Below are 23342 nucleotides of genomic sequence, written 5' to 3'. Positions count from 1 at the left end.
CATATAATAAAAAGGAGTGTGTTTGACGATGGACATAAGACAACTGCGATATTTTATAGCGATTGTAGAGGAAAGGAAAATCTCCGCTGCTGCTGAAAGACTTCATATCTCTCAACCGCCTTTAAGCCAGCATTTGAAATCAATGGAAGAGGAACTTGGCGCAAAATTAGTAGAAAGAAGCGGAAAATATTTTGAAGTAACCGAAGCTGGAAAAACGTTGTATAAATACGCCTTGGAAATGACCCAGTTAATGGAAGAAGCCAAAATGGAAGTAAAGGGAGTCGGAAACGGGGTAAACGGAACGTTGGCGATAGGCATCAATACATTTTCCGTTGCTGAGTTAACTGAAATACTTCATCAATTTAATAAACAATACCCTAAGGTGACTTATAAAATTAAACAAAATGAATCCTCTCATCTTTGTAAATTAGTAAGAGACCGGATAGTAGAAATAGCGATCATCCGGTTGCCGCTCGATCTGGATGATTTTTCAGTACTTCATCTTTATACAGAACCCTTTTACTATATTACATCCCAAAAACAGAAACGGTTCGACCATGAAGTCTCACTTGATCAAATTAAAGACTATCCTCTCATTTTACCGAGTACAGAGGGATTAGGTGTCCACTATTTAATATTGGAGGCATTTTCCCGGTTTCATCTGCGCCCCAACATTGTTGGTGAGTGTTCAGACATTACTCTTTTGATGGATTTAATCTCATCTGATTTTTGTTCATCGATTGTTCCAGAAACGATGCTTAAACGACATAAAGGGTATTCTATACAAGCCCACAAAATTTCCAGTACAACTGAGATTTCTTCACCAGTCGGATTAATATGGCTGAAGAATCATAGCTTATCTAAAGTTGCTCAAAACTTTATCGATTTATTTTACAAGTGATAAAGCCAACTTTTTATCACTCAACTCGAATTTGGCATTTCTTACGATTATAGATTTAGAGATTATCGCCAAGCGTTTTTAAACAATCTGGACCTTACATAAAATGAAGCGCTCATCCTTTATTTTCATGAAAGTACCCTTTTCTTGAACAGCGTGGAAATTCTTTATGTCAGTTAGAAATTCAGTGCCTTATTTTGTCGTATTCTTCCCCATCCGGCGCAGGTCCATATGAATTCTTTTTGCCATCTGGATTACAGGACCATGCAAAATAACCTGCATGTGTCCCGTCAGTCATATACATGTTTTTCTTAGTCTATAACCAAATTCTGTCAAATTTGTCCTGCTATCATCATAAAAAATTGAGAAAGATTATCTAAAACTCGTAATTTTCTGAAAAGATTTTTTTGGAAGTTGATTGACATCAAATAACAACGGCCAATTCTTCCTTCCTTTTACAGGAAAATTATCTAACCATGTATAATCATCTGCAACACCCCAGAAAGTAACGCTACTGATTACATCCCTATATTCCCTTAACATAGAAAACAGCTGCTCATAGCGTTCCTCTTGTAACGCAATCATTTCAGTTGTTGGCTCTTTTAAATCTGTTCGTCCATCGGTAGAATCAAATACTGAAATATCTAATTCAGTAAGCTGAATTTGCAAGCCAAGAGATGCATATTTTTCAATTGCAGCACGGATGTCATCTAACGTTGGAACCGTTAAATTCCAATGCCCTTGCATGCCTATTCCATGTATAGGAACCTGTTTTTCGAGTAAAGATTTGACCAATTTATAAATTTTGTCACGTTTTTGAGGGTGACACTCATTATAATCGTTATAAAAAAGCAATGCCTTTGAATCAGCTCCATGAGCAAACCGAAATGCCTTTTCGATAAAATCTTCTCCTACGATTTCCAAATAGTTTGATTTTCTTAAAAAGAGATCCTCACTGTCATCAATTACTTCATTCACAACATCCCAACTATGAATACGCCCTTTATACCGTCCTACAACAGTTGAAATATGCGTTTTCATGCGGTTTAATAGTAATTCTCTTGATGCAACTGAACCGTCTTGTGTCTTAAACATCCAATCTGGCGTTTGATTATGCCATACCAATGTATGCCCACGCATTTTCATATGATGTTCTTCTGCAAAAGCTACAAATTGATCTGCTATTTTAAACGAAAATTTGTTTTCATCAGGCTGGAGATTCTCTGGCTTCATTTCATTCTCAGCTGTTATACTGTTAAAATGCCTGATTAAGAGTTGTTTTGAGCTTTCAATTGTCCGTGGATTGATAGCTGCCCCAATTGAAAAGTAATCACTATAAACGTCTGAAAAAGATGGAATATTTAACTTAGATTGAAGCTGATTCATCTCTTCCCCTCCGATGACTAATTGATTTTATAAAGATTAAGTAATGCCGACCAACCTATACCTTGATTAATCCTAAATTAATTATTGTTTTATATAAGGCTTTTGTCCTCACTTCTTTTCTAGAAAAGGAGGTTGCCCTCCCATCTAAAAAAGGCAGCCTGCGATGTTTAATCCATAATTGACCAATATGCAGGTTTCACGTTGTATTCAGGATCAAAAACAAATGGTGCATCTTTTCCGACTCCGTTATTGTACTGTTGTGCACGGTCGTCTAACCATGTATGGTTATCAGCAATGCCCCAGAATGTGACATTACTAATCTTATTATCTAATTTCTCATATAGAGCGAATAAAGCATCGTAACGTTCAGCTTGTGCTTGGAGCTTCTCTTCTGGAATGGATTCATAAGTCTCATAAGCAGGTCTTGGCGGCCAACCATAAAGACTAACATCAAGCTCAGTAATTTGATTATCTAATCCGAGACTAGCAAATAAATTAATCGAATCCTCAATCTGTTGATTAGATGGCCAGCCAATTTGGATATGAGACTGATGCCCCACACCATCAATTGGAACCCCCTGCTCCAATAAATCTTTCACTAAATTATATAAATTTGTTCTTTTTGGTTCTACTTCTGTATTGTAATCATTGATATAAAGCTTTGCGTCGTTTCCTGCATATTTTTTAGCGGTCTCAAATGCAACTTTAATGTAGTCAGTGCCAGTGATGTTGTACCATGGAGATTCACGTAAACCTTTTTCGTTCTGTGGGGAATCATCGATTACTTCGTTCACAACATCCCAAGAGTCTACCTCATTTTTATACCGCTTAACGATTGTTTTTACATGGGTTTCTAAGCGCTTTAATAAAAGTTTTTTGTTTTCCTCACGCTTTTTCGGTTCTGTCTCATCTACCATTGGATTTCCTTCCTTATCAAGGAAAAACCATTGTGGTACTTGGCTATGCCAGACAAGTGTATGAAAACGTAAGTCCATATCATTCTCTTTAGCAAACTTGACTATTTTATCTGCCTCTCCAAAATTAAACTTTCCTTCTTCTGGCTGTATATTAATAGGCTTCATAACGTTTTCTGCAACGATGCTATTATAATGGCGCTTTAGTATATCGGCAGTCTTTCCTTCTAATTGGTAAGGCTCTACGGCAGCACCAATTGAGAAAGAATCTTCATATCTTTCATCAATTGGTGCTGCATTTAAAGCGTCTAATGGTTGGTCTAAAGCAGATGCACCATTTGCTCCTAGAGGTAATAATAAGACTAATGCTAATCCAGAAAAAATTTGTTTATGTGAAATTTTTAACATATATATACTCCTTTTCATTTTTTAGGATATTTAAAGTTACTTAAATGAGAAAAGGGACTTTTTTGAGTAAACATACGAAGTTGATAGAGTTCTTAACTTGAAATTAAAAAATACCCCTTCGTTTATTCATACAATAAACGAAGTTTTCAATAATTACTTTCTAATTTACTTCTCTAAAAATAGTATCTTCTATCCTGAAATAATCAAAATCTACGAATCCACCCGTTGTTTTTGTTGCATAGTTAAATAAAGCAAAACGGTAGCCCATAAAATGGCCTAATTTATAACGCATTTGAAGGATATTCCCTATTAGATTCCAATTAACATGGTCAAGACTATAATAAAAATATGCCTTGTCAGTCTGATTCCTGAAATTAAAATCAATCTTAAAATATACTCTCACCTGGGTAATAGGAATACTTTCAATAATCTCTGCAGAGCCAAAGCTCCCATTCACCATCACAATGGATTTAGAATCGCCAGACATTTTTACTCCAACAAACCCGTAATCTTTCTGAAAGGCGGCAAAACCAGAAACATCTCCGTCCCTCATGTTCGAGATTTCCATCGCAATATGAGCCGAGCATTCTGGTCCGAATGTTCTTTGGGTAAGCGTATTTTTAGCACCCTCTAAGTTTGTAGATATCCTTCCGTTTCTTAACCTTAGATAGCCAGGACGTTCGGTCAATGACCAATGTTCATTATCAGGATTATGATTCCATTGCCAAACTAATCCAACTTTATCGGTATCGGAAATAAAATCATCGGAATTCACAATGAGACTACTAGACGTTTTATCACGAAATGGAAAAGTCATACGTTTTGGAAGCTTACTTTGCTCGCCAAAAACGGGCCACCCGTCTTCCCATGTAACTGGAATAAGACAAGGAGTTCGACCAACGGATTCGTTATCGCAAAACAACATGCCGTACCAAGTACCGTTAACTATATCAATAATTCCTCCCTGTGCAATACCACTCGGATCATCCATAGCAATACGACCTTCATATTCACCATCAATACGCTTTGCACGGTGCACGAGTTGAACCCGGTTTCCATTCTTTGGCCATGTTATTGTAAATACGTAATAGTACCCATTAATTTTTTGGATGTGTGAACCTTCAGCCAACAGACCTAAGCCCTCCTCCGCACTCGCAACTAGACTAGCATCTGGAATAATTACTTTGTTTAGTCCACCTCCTTTAATTGCTGTTACATCTTTAGTAAGCTCAATAACTTTTATATCACCATTACCATAAGTCATATACACGCGCTCATCATCATCAAATAGTAGTGACATATCATGGTAATACGCATCTAGAGTAAAGCATTTCCAAAGACCCTTTTCAATATTTTCCGTTTGAAAGATATAGGTTTTCCCAGTAGCTAAAGAGCCCACAACCACATAGAAGGTATCCTGATGATAACGAAGACTGCTTGCCCATGAACCTTTTCCATATTCATTCTTTCCGTTAATTAGCTTCTGTTCGTCGTTTTCAGCAAGAATATCATAAACATAATTAACGATTTCCCAATGCAAGAGATCGTACGATTTCATAATTGGTACCCCAGGGTTCATGTGCATAGTGGTACTAGTCATGTAATACGTATCACCTACCCTAATAACATCAGGATCTGGTACATCTGACCATATAATCGGATTTTCAAAGGTGTTTTGATCGTGTTGAATGAACAAGTTTGAATGTAGATTTAAATTTTCACTCATTGTTTTGATTTTCCCCTTAATCCCTTTCTTTCCTGGATTTTTCCTTTAGATGAAACCCACTGTGCTCCAAATTACTTGCTATATCATTAAAAGAAAAAAGAGTAAATTATTTAACTGCCCCTAATGTCATACCTTTAACAAAATATTTTTGCAGAAACGGATACACACAAATAATTGGTAGACTCGCTACAATGGTCATAGTTGCCTGAATGGACTTAGGAGTAACAGCTTGGACAGCATGTTCACCATTTGCTTGGGCGGTATTCCAATCACCGTTTGAAGTTGCAGTATTTTGAAGAATTTTCATTAATTCATATTGCAATGTCGTGAGATTTTCATTGCTTGAGTTATACAAAAATACATCAAACCATTGGTTCCATTGGCCAACGGCAACAAATAATGCTACGGTTGCTAATACCGGCAAGGACAGAGGCAACACAATTTGAAAGAAAACTCTAAAGTCTCCAGCCCCATCAATTCGTGCTTGCTCAAAAAGACTTTTTGGAAGACCTTCTATAAATGAACGCATAATAATAAGATTAAATGCACTTATTAATCCTGGTAAAATATATACCCAAAAAGTTCCGATTAAATGTAAATCTCTCATTAGTAGGTAAGTAGGTATTAACCCACCATTAAAATACATCGTCATAATAAAAATGATGGTTATTGATTTCTTGAAAATAAATTTTTCTTGTGCAATCGCATAAGCTACCATTGCAGTACATAATAATCCTATTCCTGTACCTATAACTGTTCTTGCTACAGAAACAATAATTGCTTGTATGATGGATGCTTGATTAAATACATACTCATAATTGCGCCAAGTAAATTCTCTTGGCCATATATATATTCCACCTTTTACAGAATCTGCTGCAGCATTAAAAGAAAGGGCTACTTGATTTAGAAAAGGATATAGCATTATGATACTAATTAAAATCATGAAAATAATGTTACAAGCATCAAATATTACATCTTCTCTCGTTCTCATTAAACTCTTTCCTTTTTTACCTCTTTTCATTCTGTACCCCCCTAGTATAAACCGCCTTGTCCCATTTTTTTCGAGAATGAATTAGCTGCCATCAAGAATAGTAAACTAATAACCGTTTTAAACACTCCTGCCGCAGTAGCCATTGAAAAATTAAACATTGATATACCATAGTTGATAACAAATACATCAATATTTTCTGAGTACTCTACGTTCTGTCCATTCCCTAATAAATATTGAGGTTCAAATCCAGCCTCAATAATATACCCAATGTTCATAATTAAAAGGATCACAATAACCTGCTTCATTCCAGGAAGCGTAATATATCGAATTCTTTGTAATCGAGAAGCACCATCTATTTTGGCTGCTTCATATTGTTCTTGGTCGATCATCGATATTGCGGCTAAATAAATGATTGTATTCCAACCTACATTTTTCCAAACCTCTGAAGCACCTAAAATCCCCCAAAAATACTCACCGATTCCAAGCCAAAGAATTTCTTTGTCAATAAAATGAAGTCTCATCAATATTTCATTAATAATTCCATCGATAGACAATACAGACGAAACAAGTGCAGCTGCTACAACCCAAGAAAGGAAATGCGGTAAATAGCTAATGGTTTGAACGACTCTTTTAAATTTAAGGTTTGTTAATTCATTTATCAGTAGGGCTAAACCGATTGCAGTAACAAAACCTAAAACCAAATTAATGAGACTTTGAGCCAGCGTATTTCTAAGAACTCCTAAGAAACGATCATCTGTGAATAGAAAGAAGAAATGTTTAAAGCCTACCCATTCTTGTTCTGTAAAAGAACGAGCTGGTTTAAAATCCTGAAATGCCATTGTCCATCCCCAAACAGGAAAATACTTAAAAATAAATACCCAAATAACAAATGGTACCGTCATCAATAATAATGATTTTTGACTACGGCATTTTTTAAGGAATTCTTTCATTCCCTTTGCTTGATTTGGTAGCACAGTAGGGGATGAAAGTGGTTTTTCTTTTGTTTGTAATTGCATTTTATTCCCTCCTATTCCTATTTAATTAGTGAACTTTAATCCATAAAAACTATTGACAACAGATACAAAATCAGTAGCAAAAAGGAACTTTTATACAAAGAAGGCTGAACTTCCTCCTATAGATTATTCAGCCTTCACCTCAAATTCTTTTGTTACTTATTTGGCAAGTTCAGCTTCTTTTTTAACCGATTCCTCCATTACTTCTTCATAGGCTTTATAAGGCAGCTTTTCAAATTCCTTCTTAAAATTTTTCCATTCGGTATCAAAATCAGATGGATCTGCAAGTATGATATCCGGGTATGACCGTTTGATTAAATCGCGTGACTGTTGGTCATATAACTGAGCTTCAGAGCCCGTCTCAATTGTTGCATCCCAAAACGGAAACCATGGTGCAGGTTCTGGCTCAGTGAATAAATCAGTAAACGTTTCTATGCCATATGCCTCTAAAAACTCTTTGTCCACTTCATCATAAGCTAGCTTGGCAACTTCAGGTTGCATAGCTGGATCAACAGAATTACCGTCATCAAATTTACCACTCATGATTGGCCAGTACCATCCTAGTGCAGAAAACCCAAATTCATCTCTAAACTCTTCTTTATTCACTAAATCAATTTGTTCCTGTGTTCGATAAAAACGGCCATCCTCATTTACTTCATACGTTTCGCCCTCTATACCCCAAGTAATAAGTTTTTGAGAATCAATTTTAGCGATGTGATCTAAAAATTTAATAATCCTAATTTGATCTTCTTCAGGAGTACCTGTCGTTAGTCCCATTCCTGGAGATGTTACAAAAGATTCTGGATTCAAGTATTGGTCTTTGATTCCTTCCTCGAATACGATAGGGAATCCCATAAAGTCATTATAAGGATCATCATCTTGCTCAAGTGTGTCTAAAGCTGTACCTGATTCCCATCGAGGTCCAAACCATCCTACAACACGTCCTGAAGATATTTTAGCTAAATACTCATCATAATTTTGTGTAAAAGCTTCTCTATCAAATAGTCCTTTTGCGTTTAATTCATTTAATTTTTCTAACCATTTTTTGGTAATATCCTTATTATGATAAACGGAAACATCTAGTGTTTCATTATCAACAATAATTCCTTCCTGCTCACCCGATAAGAAGGCAGGCGGATCAAATAGTTGTCCAACATGCCAATCATACTGTAATAATGTATACGGAATTGTATCTGCACCATTTGTAGTTGGGTGGGCTTTTGCATATTTTTCAATGATATCAAAATATTCATCTATTGTTTTTGGATGTGGATAGCCAAGTTCTTTTAATGCTGCCCGTTTAATAAAGAATGCACTCTGTCCAACATTAGGAGGCTTTATATATCCATTGGATACACCAGATGGCAGAATATAAATGTTCCCATCCTCTTGTTTCATTTTTTCCCAGATTGGGTCATACAATTTTCTTAGGTTTGGAGCATGTTCTTCGATAAGATCATTAAGTGGTACAAATCCACCAGCATCAATCACGTCAGCTGTTGCATTTTGAGCATTTAATAATTCCGGATATTCACCACTGGCGATCATTGTACCGATCTTTTGGTTACTATCTCCTACAATATGTTCAATATCAAAGTTAACTCCTGTTGCCTCTTCGAACATTTTCCCAATTTTAGTATCACCCGTATTAACATCTTTTCCTGTTGAAGATGCATTAAAGAATGTGTAAGTAAAAACTTCTCCGTTTTTACTAGATTTATGATCTTTCCCCGTTTCTTCAACTTTCGAACATGCTGTAACGATGAACAACATGACTACTAAAGCAAAAGCTAGAAATTTGGATCTTCTTTTTAACAATTTGGCTCCCCCTTTGTTTAAGTTAAGCAATAGCAATGCAACCCCGTAATCGAAGTATTGTAAGCACTTTCATTATAGCCTGCTTGCTTTTCCTAAGTGACCATATAAAGTATAGTTTTTACTTTGTAAACTTTAGTACCTTCAGGAAAAATATAGATTAATATGAAATAAGCATATGAGGCAATAGGTTTAGCCTAGTTCTATCATGAAATACTCTCAAATACGCTTTAATGCCAACACACATCAATCATACGACCGACACGTATTGGCATCAAAGTGCAGCTGTTTTAAAATGGATAGGGCTTAGACAAACCAGAAACTTCTAAGTTTGAAATGGTAAAACGATTCTAATTGTCGTTCCTGCACCCATCGCACTTTTCACTTTAAAATCAAAGTGATTTGCATAATGCAACTTTAAGCGATAGTAAACATTTTTTATTCCCACATGTTCTCCTATGTTTTCAACCTCGTTTATGGATCGGATTAACCGTTCAAATTCCTCTTTTTCCATACCTTTCCCATTATCGGTTATCTCACAAACGATTGTATCACCATCCCGCTTAATCGATATCTTTATCATTCCATTTCCTTTTATCGGTTCAATTCCATGTATACTTGCATTTTCTACAAACGGAATAAGAGACATATTCGGAATAATACACTTCTTAACTTCAGAATCGACCTCAATATGATATTGCATTTTATCATCAAATCGATAATGTTGTATTTCTAAAAAGCACTTTATTAAATAAATTTCTTCTTCGACGCTGACCCAATCTTTTCCCCATATGAAAGATTTTCTAAGCATATTTGCCATATTTTGTATGATTTTCGCCGTTTCCTCCTCTTTCTTTAGAATGCTTCTCATCCGAATGGTTTCCAATACATTAAATAGGAAATGTGGGTTAATTTGACTTTGCAAGGCACTTAGTTGTGCTTGTTTACGTTGTAATTCTAAATCCTTTTTCTGTATATCTGCTATATATACTTCATTGATAAGCTTCTTAATTTTAGAAGCCATCCGATTAAATGCTTGAGTAAGCTCACCTATTTCATCCTGATAGTTCACACCCTTAATTAGTTCAAAGTTTTGATCCTCTACTTTCCTCATATGCTTTAATATTCGTAAGATACGTAAATGAAGGGAACTTGTCATATAAACAATAAAAAGAGATGGAAAGACTAAATTAATCAGAGCTAAATAGAGAATAAAATTGCGGGAACCTTCAACCTCCTCAAGTAATACCTTTTCTTGAGTAACACCGACTACCTTCCAATTATTTAAATAAGGGACATTAAATGATTCTTCAAAAACCAACGTATCATTTGAAAAAGTAACAGAATGATATTGAGTATTTCCCTCTGACCATTTCACCTTTGGATTTGTTGTATATTCAATTGTTCCTTGCTCATCCAGTAAATAAATATCACCTGGAAACGTCACATTATGAAAAATATGATCCATTAATTCTAAATCAAATTGTAATTCCAGTATTTTCTGTGTGGAACCTTTTGTTGTAAAATAATCTAATTCTCGAATTAAACTAAACGTATCTAGCTTTCCTGATTCTCCAAGTCGGCGAGTCAAAACAGGATAAGATTTTCTAATTACCTCAGATTCCTTATACCAATGAGACTCCTTAACAAGGGTATCAATTTTATTGACACCTCCTGCATAAATAACTGTATCATTATTTGTATATAGATTTAGTGAACGAACAGTTGAAAAAAGTGGTACTTCTTTATTAATTCCACTGTAATAATTTTGATAAGCATGGATAAAATCTATGGTTTTTTCGTATTTGTTTTCTAGAAAATTGTACAACTCATAATCCGTATATAACTTAGATGAAATGTCTACTGCATCATCTATCGCTGTACGGAAATCATTTGAAATTTGCTTTACAGAAAGGGATATATCATTCATCTTTTGTGTTCTGACATTGTTGGAAGTAATTTGATAAAATGCGATGTGTGTTAATGTGATTGGGATGAAAACTGAGACAATATAAATAATTAACAGCTTATTTCTTAAACCAATATTATTAAAATTGAATCGATTCATTTTATCTCCATTTTTAAAATCTTCCTTTAGAGTTTTTTTCGATATTGAGTTGGTGTCATACCAGTCGTTTTTTCAAATTGAGTGACAAAGTAATCAGGATTCGAAAAACCCACACATTCTGCTACCTGATAGATTCGCAAATCGGTCTGTCTTAATTTTCTTTTCGCTTCATTTATTCGGACTTGCAGAATATAATCTTTAAAATACATGCCATATGTTTTTTTAAACAATTGCCCCATGTAGACGGGGTTCATAAAGAATTTATTTGCTATCGCTTTCAATGTGAGATCTTCTTTGTAGTGGGCATCAACATATTTTTTTATTTTTCTTATGCTTCCTAACCCACACTCCTTATTGAGCCGATTTAACAGAGCAGCTGCCTCTAATAAAAAATCTAGGAACAAGTTCTTAATTTCAGATAAAGTTCGAGGCTGGTTTTCCCAATTTAACATACTTTGTAATGAGGCTAACTTTTTTTCATCACCATCCATCGACTGTAAGGTTTTAACCACTTCATGAACCACCCGATTTATAGATGTTTTTACTGCATCCTTCGCGAAAGCTTTCTCTTGAAACTGTTCAAACATCATCAAAACGTTTTTTCTAATCTCCGAGATTCGATTTTCTTCTATATGTTCCATTAACGATTGGTATTGTGATTGATCAAGCTCAATGTAATTAATAGACTTATTCTTCGTGCAGCCATATACGATCGGTTTATCTGATGCTTCTACATACTTAAATTGGAGGATCTTCATTGCCGTTTCATAAGAATCCTTTATATCAATTGGATGGTCTACTATCCTTCCGACATAGATGGTGACATTTGCCTTCAAATGAATCGTTAGCTGAGCTTTTAATGTTTCTGAAAAATGAACAATATCCCTGCTTAATTGTTGAACTTCTTCATTTTTGACTAATAGGCCGATTCGGTTACTATCGTGTTCACGAAACAAAGTAGTGGCATTTAAATCCTCACCATGAATGGTTTTGCTAATGATTTCACGTATCTTTATCATATTTACAGCCACGTTATTTACCTCTATGATGACGTAGGCAAATCCTAATGTTTGATCAATATTCAATTTTTTGACACAATCATAGAGGAGATCTTCATCAAGTTCCCCTGTTATTAATTCATTGAAAGCTGTCGCTGCAAGAATATTTTCTCTATTTCTGGTTAATTGTAATTCTTTTGTATACTTATCTGCTACCTTTCTAAGTGTGTCTTCAATTTCTTCTTTATCTACTGGTTTTAAAATAAAATCGTGTACACCAAACTTAACAGCTTGTTGTGCGTAGCTAAAATCACTATACCCACTAATTATAATAAAGTTTGGGCTTGTTTTTTTTAGATCAACTGTATGCTTTATTAAATCAAGTCCATCGAGGACAGGCATCTTAATGTCTGTAATGACTAAATCTGGATTATACTTTTGAATATACTCCAAAGCATCCTCCCCATTATCTGCTTCTGCACAAACTTGGAAGCCGCAGCCTTCCCAATCAATAAGATTAATTAATCCTTTACGTACATAACGATCATCATCTACTAAAAATACTTTGAAAGCCACCGTAACCCATTCCTCCATTCACAAAGGACTAAATTAAAGCATGATCTTCACTATGAATAAGCGCTTTCATTTTATTTTTACTTTTTAGCCCTACTAAAATCAGCTACAGTTCCCGGTTCGCTTGCTGCTTATATTCTAGTCTATTAAAATCATTTTTCAAACCCTTTAAATTAAGAAAACGCAATAGAAAAATTCACCCTTATAATTTTATCGTTTTTTGAATCACCTTTTTCATAAATGAGAAAATCAAACTATACAATGTGTAAATTCTTATATTATATCTTAAAAAAACGTATAGTCACTCTATAAAGTATAGGTTATACTTTAAAAACTATAGTTTTTTGTTTGTTTTCTTAAATTATTAAAGTTTCAAAAAGGAATATAATCGATCTGTCACGTTGTAGATTATCCTACTGCAAAGATAACTTATTTGAGAAACAAACTTTCCATCACTAACATGATAGATAACAAGACTATTTTATTTGGAAAAACATCGATCTTTTCTTCCGTCATAGTATTTCTGTTTTTCCTATTACACACTTTACTGTAAAGTACTGGTTAAAAGAGTAAAGAAGCTGTGACTACTTATTAAGGACACAGCTTCTTGTTTTTTTAAGTTTTAGTTAGACAATAAGCGTTCTATTATAATTCGAGTGAAAAAACCTTTAGATTTATCTGCTTAATTAGGAACGACTGCTCACTTGAACCATTTCCATAGTTGATAAGGATTCTTTCCTTTCCTCCAGCCATAATATGCTTGTTACACCTCTAGGGTAATACTTACTTCCAGTAATTTCACCAGAAATAATTTGGTCACTCCAGCTCCATACTGACAAAGTTGGATGTGTTAGCCATCCAACATGAGCGGCATCTGCTCTTTCCCCTTTTTCATCCCACTCAATTCCTAAGATCTTTCGAGCAATGAACTGACATAAGTAGATTTTACTTAGCCAAGAATTATTACTTGTTGATGATATTTTCCAGCCGCCATCCGCAAATAAGCAAATCCCTTCAACCAATACTGTTTCCAGATGCTTTTTTAATGCTTTGATATAAGGACCGAAACGTCCATTTGGATCAAGGGCTTCTTGACAATTTGTATAATACGGGAAAATTAACCCCTCAATCGCAGGTATAATTTTTGAATCATTACCCTCGCCTACAACCGCCGGAATATAACCATCTTCTGTTACATGGCTAACAATGCTTACTGCACATTTTTCTGCTTGGATGCCTGCTTGTTTTGACAAATCATGAAATCCATTTTCAAAAAATAGTTTTTCTAATGCCACATAGGAAGACCAGCACTTTCCAGCCAGGTATATATTATTTCTTGCTTGGCCAAGTGAAACATCTAAACTATCATATGTGGTGATTTCTGCACCACCCATTACCCGTGAAGAATCTAACCCCATAATACCGTTTCGTTCGTTTGGATCTGGATGATCCCGATTTAGCATGCTTTCAAAGCATTTTATGAAAGTGTTCAAATTTGCTTGCAGCCACTCTGTATCTTTCGTGTTTTCGACGTAAACAGCTGCACATAACACCCAGTTTACTAACTGTTCATGAGTCATATGTGAAAAACAGCCATCAAGACCATACAATTCATAGGAGGAATAATGAGGTCTTGAGATCGTATTCGCAACACCCATATCATGGGTGAAGCTGATCCCTCCAGGATAAACCGTTTCGTCATTTGGAAAACGAACTTCATCCTCATAGCTAAAACGCTTAACAAACATATCTAATTCATTTTTAACTGTCCATGGATTCATTTTCAATTCAAAAAACAACTGATCAACGGTAAGATCAAATGTGTTCATCATTCGGTATTCACCTTCATTGACAACCCAGAATGGTTCTCCATCCACATCGAGAAGCTGTGTACAGCCAAAGTAGCTTCGGATGGAATGGGCCATCATAAAACTCTCTGTTAAATGATCAGCATGCTCTATTAAATCATTTGCTATTTGTGCCCGTTTCATCATTTCTTTAGTGTTTTCTAATGAAAAGGCGGCCACCTCTTCGATATTTTTAAAATAGCGCGTATAGAAGTAACTTGCATCCAATCCCGCAGTTACAAACCCGGAACGATGAAAACAGATTGCAAATTGAAAAGTCCTGCATGTCCCAGCTGGCACATCCATAACCATCGCCCCAATTGGCCCTAAACCAAATCTCCAGTTCTCTTCAAACGGGGTTGTTAAAATATTCTCCATACTAAAGTGCAATGCTGACTTTACATCAGTATCGGCAGATGCTATTGCTGTGATTCTTCCTTGACCAACACCAGAAATCCCTTCACATGTATCATCCAATCGACGCATTGAGCTATAGGGATCATTTCCTTCATAGCCGAAAAATGCCCGCCTGCTTTTACTTCCTTTTGTATTATCAACCGTAACCTCTGCGATGACCGATGGTACAAGTGTTAGCATAAGCTCTTCTAGAGAAGCTGATGCAGGATCTGGTACAGACTGTGCTTGCGTATAAATGGTAAAGGTCAAATCCCCTGCTTTCCATGTGTCTGTACCAAGCTTGAATTCACGGACTATTTCATCTTTTGCAAACGGGAAAATGATTTTTGGTTTATTTTGGTCTGGATCCGGGTTTTCAATATCATAGCGCTTACTTTCATCTTCACTATAATCAAAAAATGGAAGTGCTTCGTAGATTCCTTCACGATTTAGTGACTCTACACCAATAAAGATATTTTTTCGGGGTGGACGGCCAAGCTCCAAATCCAAGCCGCCTCCGTTCCCCGGAAAACCTAATGTAAAGCTGGAAAATGCTCCAATTGGAGAGTGATGTGCATTAAAAAATTGATTTGTTACCATCTTACCGAACCCCTTTAACATATTAATATGGTAGTTTCTCGTTTATCCTTTTACAGAGCCTGCAGCAATTCCCTCAACAATTCGATTGCTAAAGAAGAAAAAGGCAATTAAAATCGGGATAATACTGATCATGAGTGTAGCGCCGATTGCTCCCCAATCAGTCATATACTGTCCAATAAAGTTTTGAATTCCGACCGTTAACGTCTTATACTGATCAGAACTGATAAACGTATTAATGAACACAAATTCATTCCAATTGTAAATCATATTAATAATCACAGTTGTTGATAAAACTGGTGTTGTCATTGGCAGCGTAATTTGAAAGAAAATCCGATGAATCGAGCACCCATCGATAATGGCAGCTTCCTCTACCTCACGAGGCAAGGTATAATAAAAACCAATTAAAATCATGATCGTAATAGGAAGGTTAAAGGCTGTATATGACGCAACAACCGCTAAAGGATGATCAATCAAATTGACTTTTTGAAAAAAGCTGAACAATGGAATTAAGGTAGAGTGCACAGGAATCATTAATCCTACCATAAACAAGCCAAGTACCAGTTTGCTTAGCTTCCATTTCATTCGCGTGATCGCAAATGTGACAAAGCTAGCTAAGAGCACCGTCAATAATACCGATAAAACGGTAATCCAGACACTGTTAAAAAAATAAAGACTAATATTTCCTTCCGTCCAAACCTTCAGATAATTATCCCATTTTGGATTTACTGGCAAAGCGAACGGTGAATTGTTGAACACTTCCTGATTATCTTTTAATGAGAAAAAGAATAACCAAATAAGCGGGTAAACCTGAAAGATGGCAATCAAGCCTAAGGCTAGATAGAGCAGTCCAAATCCGATTCTAGCTATCATTTTGTTCGATTTCTTCCCGGTTGAAAGAGGAGTAGATACGTTTGCTTGCGCTTGGTGATTTTGTATAACACTCATGTTTTATTACTCCTTTCTTAATATTGAATTTCTTCGTCAGTTGCTGTTAATTTTCGGATAACCCATGTGACAACAAGACAAATTAATAATAGGAAGAAACCAACCGCACTTCCGTAGCCAAAGTCATAGGTTCCAAAGGCTTTTTGATACATATAAGATGCCATTACTTCACTTGCCCCATTTGGTCCTCCGCCAGTCATGACGTAAATTAAGTCAAAATATTTTAAAGAACCAACAATCGCTAATACAATCGTCACTTTAATCACACCAGCAATTAATGGCACCTTTATTTTATAAGCAATTTGAAAAGCATTTGCTCCATCAATTCTGGCAGCCTCAATTAATGACTCAGGAATATTTTTTAATGCTGCATAATAAATCAAAATATAAAAACCTGCATACTGCCAGATAATTGGAACGAATAACGCTGCTAAAACAAGATTTGGTTCCGCCAGCCATGCTGGTGGATTTTTTATACCGAAAGATAGTAATAAACTATTTACTAATCCGTTTGAAGGATGATAAATTTTAAGCCAAAGCTGTGCAATCGCAACAGAAGATAACAGCATCGGAATTAAATATATCTTTCTTAAAAAATTTGCCCCTTTTATTTTTCCAGCAAGAATTAACGAAATAACTAAATAACCTATTAAACTACTCGCAGAAAAAATAGCTAGTAAAAACGAATGATAGGCACTTTTCCAAAACTCTGCATCCTTAATGAGCTTTGTATAATTTTCAAGACCGATGAAAGTCATTTCTCCTATTCCATCCCACTTCATTAATCCGTAGTAGCCGGTTAATAGAATCGGCACATAGATTAGAACCATAATTAATAGAAGTGCTGGTAAGACATACAAGGTTATAACCAGTTTATTGGACATTACTTTATCCATGATGACCTCCCCTTTACTTTTTTGATTTCATATTTCAGGCATAGAAAAGGACATATCACCTTATTTATTGATATGTCCTTTTCATGTTTACATCCTTACGTGATTACTAGAGTTCATTACTCCTGATTCGCAAGGGCTTCTTCCTGCTTGCTTGTAAATTCTTCAGGTGTAACTTCCTCTCCGAACAAAGCTTGGATTAAGTTCAAATGTTCTTGTGCAACAGATGCACTCATTTGAACATCTGCATATAACGTAATATTGCTGGCAGAATTTAATTCATTTAATACATCAATATACATTTGCGGCAATTCAACTTTAGATGTATCTACCTTGGTTGCAGGAATAACGCCGGCATCTGTTACAGAGCGTTCTCCCCATTTTTTTACAAAGAATTCAACAAATTTCTTTGCCTCTTCTTTAACCTTTGAATTTTCTGAAACAAATAATCCTACACCAGGACCGCCAACAAAACTGTTGATATCCCCTTTTCCATCTTCAACTGCTGGAAATTTAAAGAAGCCAACCGAGTCTCTAAACTCTTGTGGAACATCTTCATTCGTAGTATAGTTTGGTAATTCCCATGATCCCATTAAGTACATGGCAGCTTGTCCGTTCATGAATGGGCCTTTTGCTTCATCATTCGATAATCCATTGAAACCCTTTACAAAAGCATCCATTCCTACTAAATTCTGAATCTCTTCAGCTGCCTTTGTTAATGCGGGATCTTCAAAGGTTCCTGTGCGGTTTATTGCTTTTGTTAATGTTTCAGCGCCACCGATTCGATCTGCTAAATACATATACCACATGGATCCTGTCCAGCGATCTTTGTTTCCTAAAGTAATCGGTGTCACGCCATTATCAGCAAGTGTTTCCACAACTTGTTTAAATTCTTCATATGTTTTTGGTACTTCTATATTATATTGTTTAAAAATAGCTTTATTATAATAGACTGGGGCAATATTTAACTCAAGCGGTAACCCATAGGTGGTACCATCTACTGCAAATGCTTCCGTTGTACCAGAAATAAATTGATCTCCCAGTTCACCATCAAGTAAATCATCCAGCGGAGCAAACTTTTTCCCCTTTACATATGGTTCCATAAAACCGGCAGCCCACGTCATCCCGACATCTGGAAGTTCATTTGAAGCTGATAATACTTTTAATTTTTCCTTGTATTGCTCATTACTTAAAATTTCCTGTTCAATTTTAACACCCGGATTCTCTTTTTCATATTCTGCAGCAATATCGTTAACGATCTGATTATGTTGTTTAGAACTTCCTGCAGGCCATAGATGCATTAATTTAACCGTTACTTTGCCTCCTGAATCACCTTCACCGCCTGTCTCACTAGATCCTGAACAGCCAGATACAACTAAGCTAAGAATCATAGTAAGAGCAAACAACAGTGTAATCGCTTTCCTTTTCATTTAGAAATCCCCCTTTGGATTGATACGAGATGCGGTATTCGCATTTACAAGTTCATTATAGCATCGGAAAAATGCTGAAATAAGGTAACACTGATTGGGGAAAATTCTACTTTTTTTAGTTTTTACTCTCATTTATCGTGTTCGTTTTTCGAAAACGGCTAGGCGTCTGTCCTTCATACTCTTTAAACAGTTTAATAAAATACTTTGACGTGCTATAACCAACCTTTTCTGCAATATCAGCAACAGATAGAGTTGATTCGATTAATAAATTTTTAGCCTTTTGCAGTCTGCTTCTCGTCAAATATTCACTAAAGGTCATATTGACCTGCTCCTTAAACAGGACGCTAAAATAACTTGGATTTAGGTGTACATGATTCGCCACTTCTTTCATGGTAAGCTGTAAATCGATATGTTTATCAATATAATCTAAAGCCATAGGGATAGGTGCGTCTTCCTTGCGATCTCCCTGTTTTACTACATCCACCAGCTTTTCATCTACAAATTTATAGATCCTGCCTTCACGCTCTCTTTTTTCCTGGACTTCGATCGCTTGCTCTACGGCTTCTATAAGCTTTCGTTTATTCAAAGGCTTTACTAAATAATTGAGAACACCTAATCGAATCGCTTCCTGGGCATAATCAAATTCGGAATAAGCTGAAATGATAATCACAACCGGATTTTGTTGATAATCTTTTAAGAGCTTCAGCATTGCAAGTCCGTTTATCTCTGGCATCGAAATATCAGTTAGTAAAATATGAATCTTTCTTTCCTTAAAGATTGCAATAGCTTCATTTGCCCCCTCTGCACTGATCACTTCATAGCTTATATCTGCCCATCCTTCAAGTGTTTTTTTCAATCCTTGCCGTGTTTTCGGTTCATCATCAACGATTAAAATCGTCTTTTTTAGCATTAGCTGCCACCCCATTTATTGGCACCTCAAATGTAAAACAGGTTCCATTATTTAACTCACTTGATATAACGATTTGTCCTAGATTATTTTCTTTATAGTAAAGCTGTAACCGTTTGTGTACGTTGGCAATGGCCATTCCATTTCCCTTAATGGAGGATACTTTCCCTGTATCAATGACAGTCATAATCCGGTCAATCGTCTCTTGATCCATCCCCGGACCGTTATCTTTCACAGTGATGACCAAATGATCAGAAAATTCAGAAGGCTGAACACTAACGAGAACATAGCCTTTACCGACTTTGTTCCCTACTCCATGTAAAATAGCATTTTCAACTATTGGCTGAATTAATAGTTTAGGTATTTTAACATGTTCAAATTCTTTGGGAATATCAACGCTCCAGGTAAAGCGATCTCCAAAGCGCATTTTCATTAACTGCATGTACATTTCCACATGCTCGAGCTCCTGCTTTATCATCACCCATTCATCTTGATGGTTTTTACTGATTGTGTAACGGAATAACTCAGACATCGCAATAACGGAATCCGCTAATTCCTCCTCTCCCTTTTCATCAAGTGACCAGTAGAAAGCATCCAATGTATTAAACAAAAAATGAGGATTGATTTGGGATTGTAATGCTTTTAGCTCAGCCTGCCCCTTTAAGATTTCTTTTTCATAAACAACTTGGATTAAATGATTTGTATTTTCCACTAATTGGTTATAGGATTTATTTAATTCATTAATTTCGATTGTGGAGGCGATCTCAGGATTCAATTTGAGCTCACCATCTCCTGTCTTTTTCATCGTTGCTGTTAATCTTAAGATCGGTCGAGTGATCATCGAAGATAACAATATGGATAATATAAGGAAAATCATAAACCCAATGGCGCCTGATAAAAGGATCGCCATTCGTAAAACTGGGGTCCCTTTCATTAGTGCCTGAACTGGTGTTAAGATATGCATCGTCCATCCTGTAACCGATGAAGTTTCTTTAACATGCATGAAATCGTTTCCATTTATAGTTGTAATGCTGCTTTTTTCTGGGATAATCGGTCCTATATCACCTTTAAAATTTGACATGATTGGATGACGATTTTGATCAACCAAAATCATATACTCCTGATCCCGATCTGTATCAGTAAACTCAAAATACTTTGCATTGATTTGTATCAAAAGATAACCTCCATTTGAAAACCACTGATCGACTAAACTAATTTGCCTGATTGCCAGAAAAAACTCAGGCTCTTTAGGATCTTGACCAATCCAAACCAATTTGCCTTCTGCACGATTTGCTTCCTTAATCCATTTGTAATCAATTCGAGAAAACAGCCCATCTCCATCTAGTGGTATGAGTTTTCGAAAATCCTTTGAATAGATTTCAAAAGCATTTATCCCATCTGAATACACTTGAAAGGTGGTGCCAACCTGCATCAATGCTTGTCTCTCACTAAAGCTTGCAAGCTTTCCTTTTGTTTCAGTTAATAACAGTTTTTGTACATACGAGTTAGTTGCCACCTGTTTAGTCAGCATATCAATTTGTTGAAATAATGATTCCATCCGTCCGCTAGCTTCGATAGCGGTTTGTTGAATTTGCTTTTCAGCGTTGGTTTTTAATAAATTTGATACAATGTGATAGGTCACAATTCCAACAAAACATAACACAATGATCATGACGGTTAAAAAAACAAGTAAGATTTGATTGCGCAATGTATTGTATTTTCCTAGCTTTAACCACATATACATTCAACCTTTCAAATGCAATAGAGAATTATTTCAACTTTTATCTTTTTTACTTTACCACACAAAATATTATTTTTACAGATTTCATATTAAAGGAAGTGAAGCTCCTGCTTAATCTATTAATCTAGTAGAAAAAGCTAAGAAATTGACTATATCTATATAGAGAAAGTATTACTATTTTATTGTTCTTAGCTTCCTGACGTAGGACACCCAAACCATTCCGACAAGAAGCTAAGAAGGCTAGTTAAAATTGGTCAACATAGAGAATACTCCCATGCATGACGGATACAAAAACCAGAGTCACGATTATTTTTGACTCTGGTGGTTTAGAAGGAGCTTTTTGAATTTATTTTTCTTTATAACGAAAATATTTAAAGTCAATATAATTGATTAAATCCTACAGGAAGAAAAGCGCAAGCGCCTTGTTCAGCCTATGGCAAAAATAAAATGCTCATGAATAGAAGGCGTTTTTTGCCTTCAATTCATGAGGGGCTATGCGCTGGAGCTAGACACAAAAACTAGGTTAAAATTTTATAATTTCTGATAGTATTAAAAAAGACGACCTTTATTCTACATCCTCGGTAATGACAGCTGGTTGGACGCTAACTTCTTCCATGTTCTCTAAGATCCGCTTTGCAATGAGTTTATATCCGCTAGTGTTTGGGTGGAATTGATCCTCAGATAATAACTCTACATCAGAATGACTAAATAAATCAGAGATCGGAATATAATTTACATTATCAAATTCCTCTGTAACGGATCTACTAGATTCATTCCAATCGTTAACTATTAATTGTAATTCTTCAATATCACCAAAATAACGATCAAACGGATTATAAAAACCAATTAAATAAATATGTGTGTTTGGATTAATTTCATTGATCTTATTAAAGATTGCTGTTAATCTCTCAAGATAATCTGGTTTTTCTTGATTAAAAACTTCTATATTGAGATTGGTAAAATTGTTTCTGACAATCTTCATCATGTCGTTGGCGCCAATTGTAATGATAACAATATCAGCCTTTTGAATTGATTCTGCAATCTCTTTCTTTTCTAGCCGTTTTAATAATTGGTCTGTACGGTTTCCTCTTTTCCCATAGTTTTCAATAGTAATATTTATGTTATTATCTTCAAATGTGTTATTTAAGATCCCGACATAACCGCCGCTTTCTGTTTCATCTCCTACGCCTTGGGTGAGGGAATCACCAATTGCTACAACCTTTAAATCCTTTTTGAATAATTTTATTACACCATCTACTGCTTCCCTAACCGTTTTCCTGACATCTTCAGTAATTGTGATAAGTTTATTATTTTCGCCATCTGCTTCTTCTTCCTCTTCTTTATCTGCAATATTACCAGAAACATCTTCAACCTGTTCCTCTTTCTCAGGAGATGCATCTTCAGTAACCGTTTCTTCTTTAGTATGAGATTTACCTGTCATTTCATTAGAATCTGTCGCTTCATTTATAAACGATGTTTCTACATCTACCTGTTTTGTTTGATTAGAGTTTGAAAGAAATAAGTATAAGCTAAAGCATATTACTAGCAAACTAGCAATAATGATCGTTACTTTCAATCTCCCCATTCTTAACCACACCTATCGATTATTGAATTGTTCAATTATTAAAAAACCAGCCTAAATCATATAAACAGTTTTTTATTTTAGCTTGAATATTAGTCATGGCTTAAAATAGTACCGTTCTTTAAGCATTGATTAGTTAGAAGTTTTAAATATGTTACATTCATTGTACTATAAAAGCTTACAAACACTCTTGGGATTTTTCACCATAAAT

At 35.5% G+C, this 23342-nt stretch carries 16 protein-coding genes and 1 pseudogene; 1 reads left to right on the top strand and 16 read right to left on the bottom strand.

Annotation, left to right across the window (positions count from 1 at the left end):
• The first annotated feature begins 28 nt into the window (after window positions 1-28).
• Window positions 29-901 carry a LysR family transcriptional regulator gene (locus Q1B07_RS10235; RefSeq protein WP_299090267.1) on the top strand — a complete coding sequence of 291 codons (873 nt, stop codon included), beginning with the start codon at window positions 29-31 and terminating at the stop codon, window positions 899-901.
• A gap of 199 nt (window positions 902-1100) precedes the next feature.
• Here the strand turns inward: Q1B07_RS10235 and Q1B07_RS10230 are convergent.
• From Q1B07_RS10230 to Q1B07_RS10155, 16 genes and pseudogenes are all read right to left on the bottom strand, one after another.
• Window positions 1101-1244, bottom strand: a pseudogene (locus Q1B07_RS10230) (xylanase); the annotation flags it as partial.
• A gap of 26 nt (window positions 1245-1270) precedes the next feature.
• Window positions 1271-2284, bottom strand: a complete 1014-nt coding sequence (locus Q1B07_RS10225; RefSeq protein WP_299090265.1) for an endo-1,4-beta-xylanase — start codon at window positions 2282-2284, stop codon at window positions 1271-1273.
• A 167-nt stretch (window positions 2285-2451) separates the two neighbouring features.
• The gene (locus Q1B07_RS10220; protein ID WP_299090263.1) at window positions 2452-3606 is read right to left on the bottom strand and encodes an endo-1,4-beta-xylanase; all 1155 of its coding nucleotides are present in this window, start codon (window positions 3604-3606) and stop codon (window positions 2452-2454) included.
• Window positions 3607-3766: 160 nt separating this feature from the next.
• Window positions 3767-5332, bottom strand: a complete 1566-nt coding sequence (locus tag Q1B07_RS10215; protein ID WP_299090262.1) for a glycoside hydrolase 43 family protein — start codon at window positions 5330-5332, stop codon at window positions 3767-3769.
• A gap of 106 nt (window positions 5333-5438) precedes the next feature.
• The gene (locus tag Q1B07_RS10210; protein ID WP_299090260.1) at window positions 5439-6353 is read right to left on the bottom strand and encodes a carbohydrate ABC transporter permease; all 915 of its coding nucleotides are present in this window, start codon (window positions 6351-6353) and stop codon (window positions 5439-5441) included.
• 11 nt (window positions 6354-6364) lie between these two features.
• Window positions 6365-7273, bottom strand: a complete 909-nt coding sequence (locus Q1B07_RS10205; RefSeq protein ID WP_299090300.1) for a sugar ABC transporter permease — start codon at window positions 7271-7273, stop codon at window positions 6365-6367.
• A 222-nt stretch (window positions 7274-7495) separates the two neighbouring features.
• Window positions 7496-9154 (bottom strand): extracellular solute-binding protein, encoded by a 1659-nt coding sequence (locus tag Q1B07_RS10200; protein ID WP_299090259.1) that lies wholly within the window; start codon window positions 9152-9154, stop codon window positions 7496-7498.
• 322 nt (window positions 9155-9476) lie between these two features.
• On the bottom strand, window positions 9477-11219 hold the full coding sequence (locus tag Q1B07_RS10195) for a sensor histidine kinase (protein ID WP_299090257.1): 1743 nt from the start codon (window positions 11217-11219) through the stop codon (window positions 9477-9479).
• Between the two features lie 26 nt (window positions 11220-11245).
• Complete coding sequence (locus Q1B07_RS10190) at window positions 11246-12793, bottom strand: response regulator (protein WP_299090255.1); 1548 nt, start codon at window positions 12791-12793, stop codon at window positions 11246-11248.
• 683 nt (window positions 12794-13476) lie between these two features.
• The gene (locus tag Q1B07_RS10185; protein ID WP_299090254.1) at window positions 13477-15633 is read right to left on the bottom strand and encodes a glycoside hydrolase family 52 protein; all 2157 of its coding nucleotides are present in this window, start codon (window positions 15631-15633) and stop codon (window positions 13477-13479) included.
• Between the two features lie 42 nt (window positions 15634-15675).
• Window positions 15676-16503 (bottom strand): carbohydrate ABC transporter permease, encoded by an 828-nt coding sequence (locus tag Q1B07_RS10180; protein ID WP_299090298.1) that lies wholly within the window; start codon window positions 16501-16503, stop codon window positions 15676-15678.
• Window positions 16504-16595: 92 nt separating this feature from the next.
• Window positions 16596-17474, bottom strand: coding sequence for a carbohydrate ABC transporter permease (locus Q1B07_RS10175; protein ID WP_299090252.1), 879 nt, complete (start codon window positions 17472-17474; stop codon window positions 16596-16598).
• Window positions 17475-17590: 116 nt separating this feature from the next.
• Window positions 17591-18901 (bottom strand): extracellular solute-binding protein, encoded by a 1311-nt coding sequence (locus Q1B07_RS10170; RefSeq protein WP_299090250.1) that lies wholly within the window; start codon window positions 18899-18901, stop codon window positions 17591-17593.
• A gap of 115 nt (window positions 18902-19016) precedes the next feature.
• A complete protein-coding gene (locus tag Q1B07_RS10165) occupies window positions 19017-19811 on the bottom strand; it encodes a response regulator (protein ID WP_299090249.1) in 795 nt (264 codons plus the stop codon).
• Window positions 19783-21546: a sensor histidine kinase gene (locus tag Q1B07_RS10160; protein WP_299090248.1), complete on the bottom strand. Its 1764-nt coding sequence runs from the start codon at window positions 21544-21546 to the stop codon at window positions 19783-19785. Before Q1B07_RS10160 ends, Q1B07_RS10165 begins: the two co-directional genes overlap by 29 nt.
• A 568-nt stretch (window positions 21547-22114) precedes the next feature.
• Complete coding sequence (locus Q1B07_RS10155; RefSeq protein WP_299090246.1) at window positions 22115-23134, bottom strand: SGNH/GDSL hydrolase family protein; 1020 nt, start codon at window positions 23132-23134, stop codon at window positions 22115-22117.
• Window positions 23135-23342: the final 208 nt, after the last annotated feature.

The sequence above is a fragment of the uncultured Metabacillus sp. genome (assembly GCF_947503125.1).
GTDB lineage: Bacteria > Bacillota > Bacilli > Bacillales > Bacillaceae > Metabacillus.
This window is presented reverse-complemented; position numbering and strand designations above follow the sequence as displayed.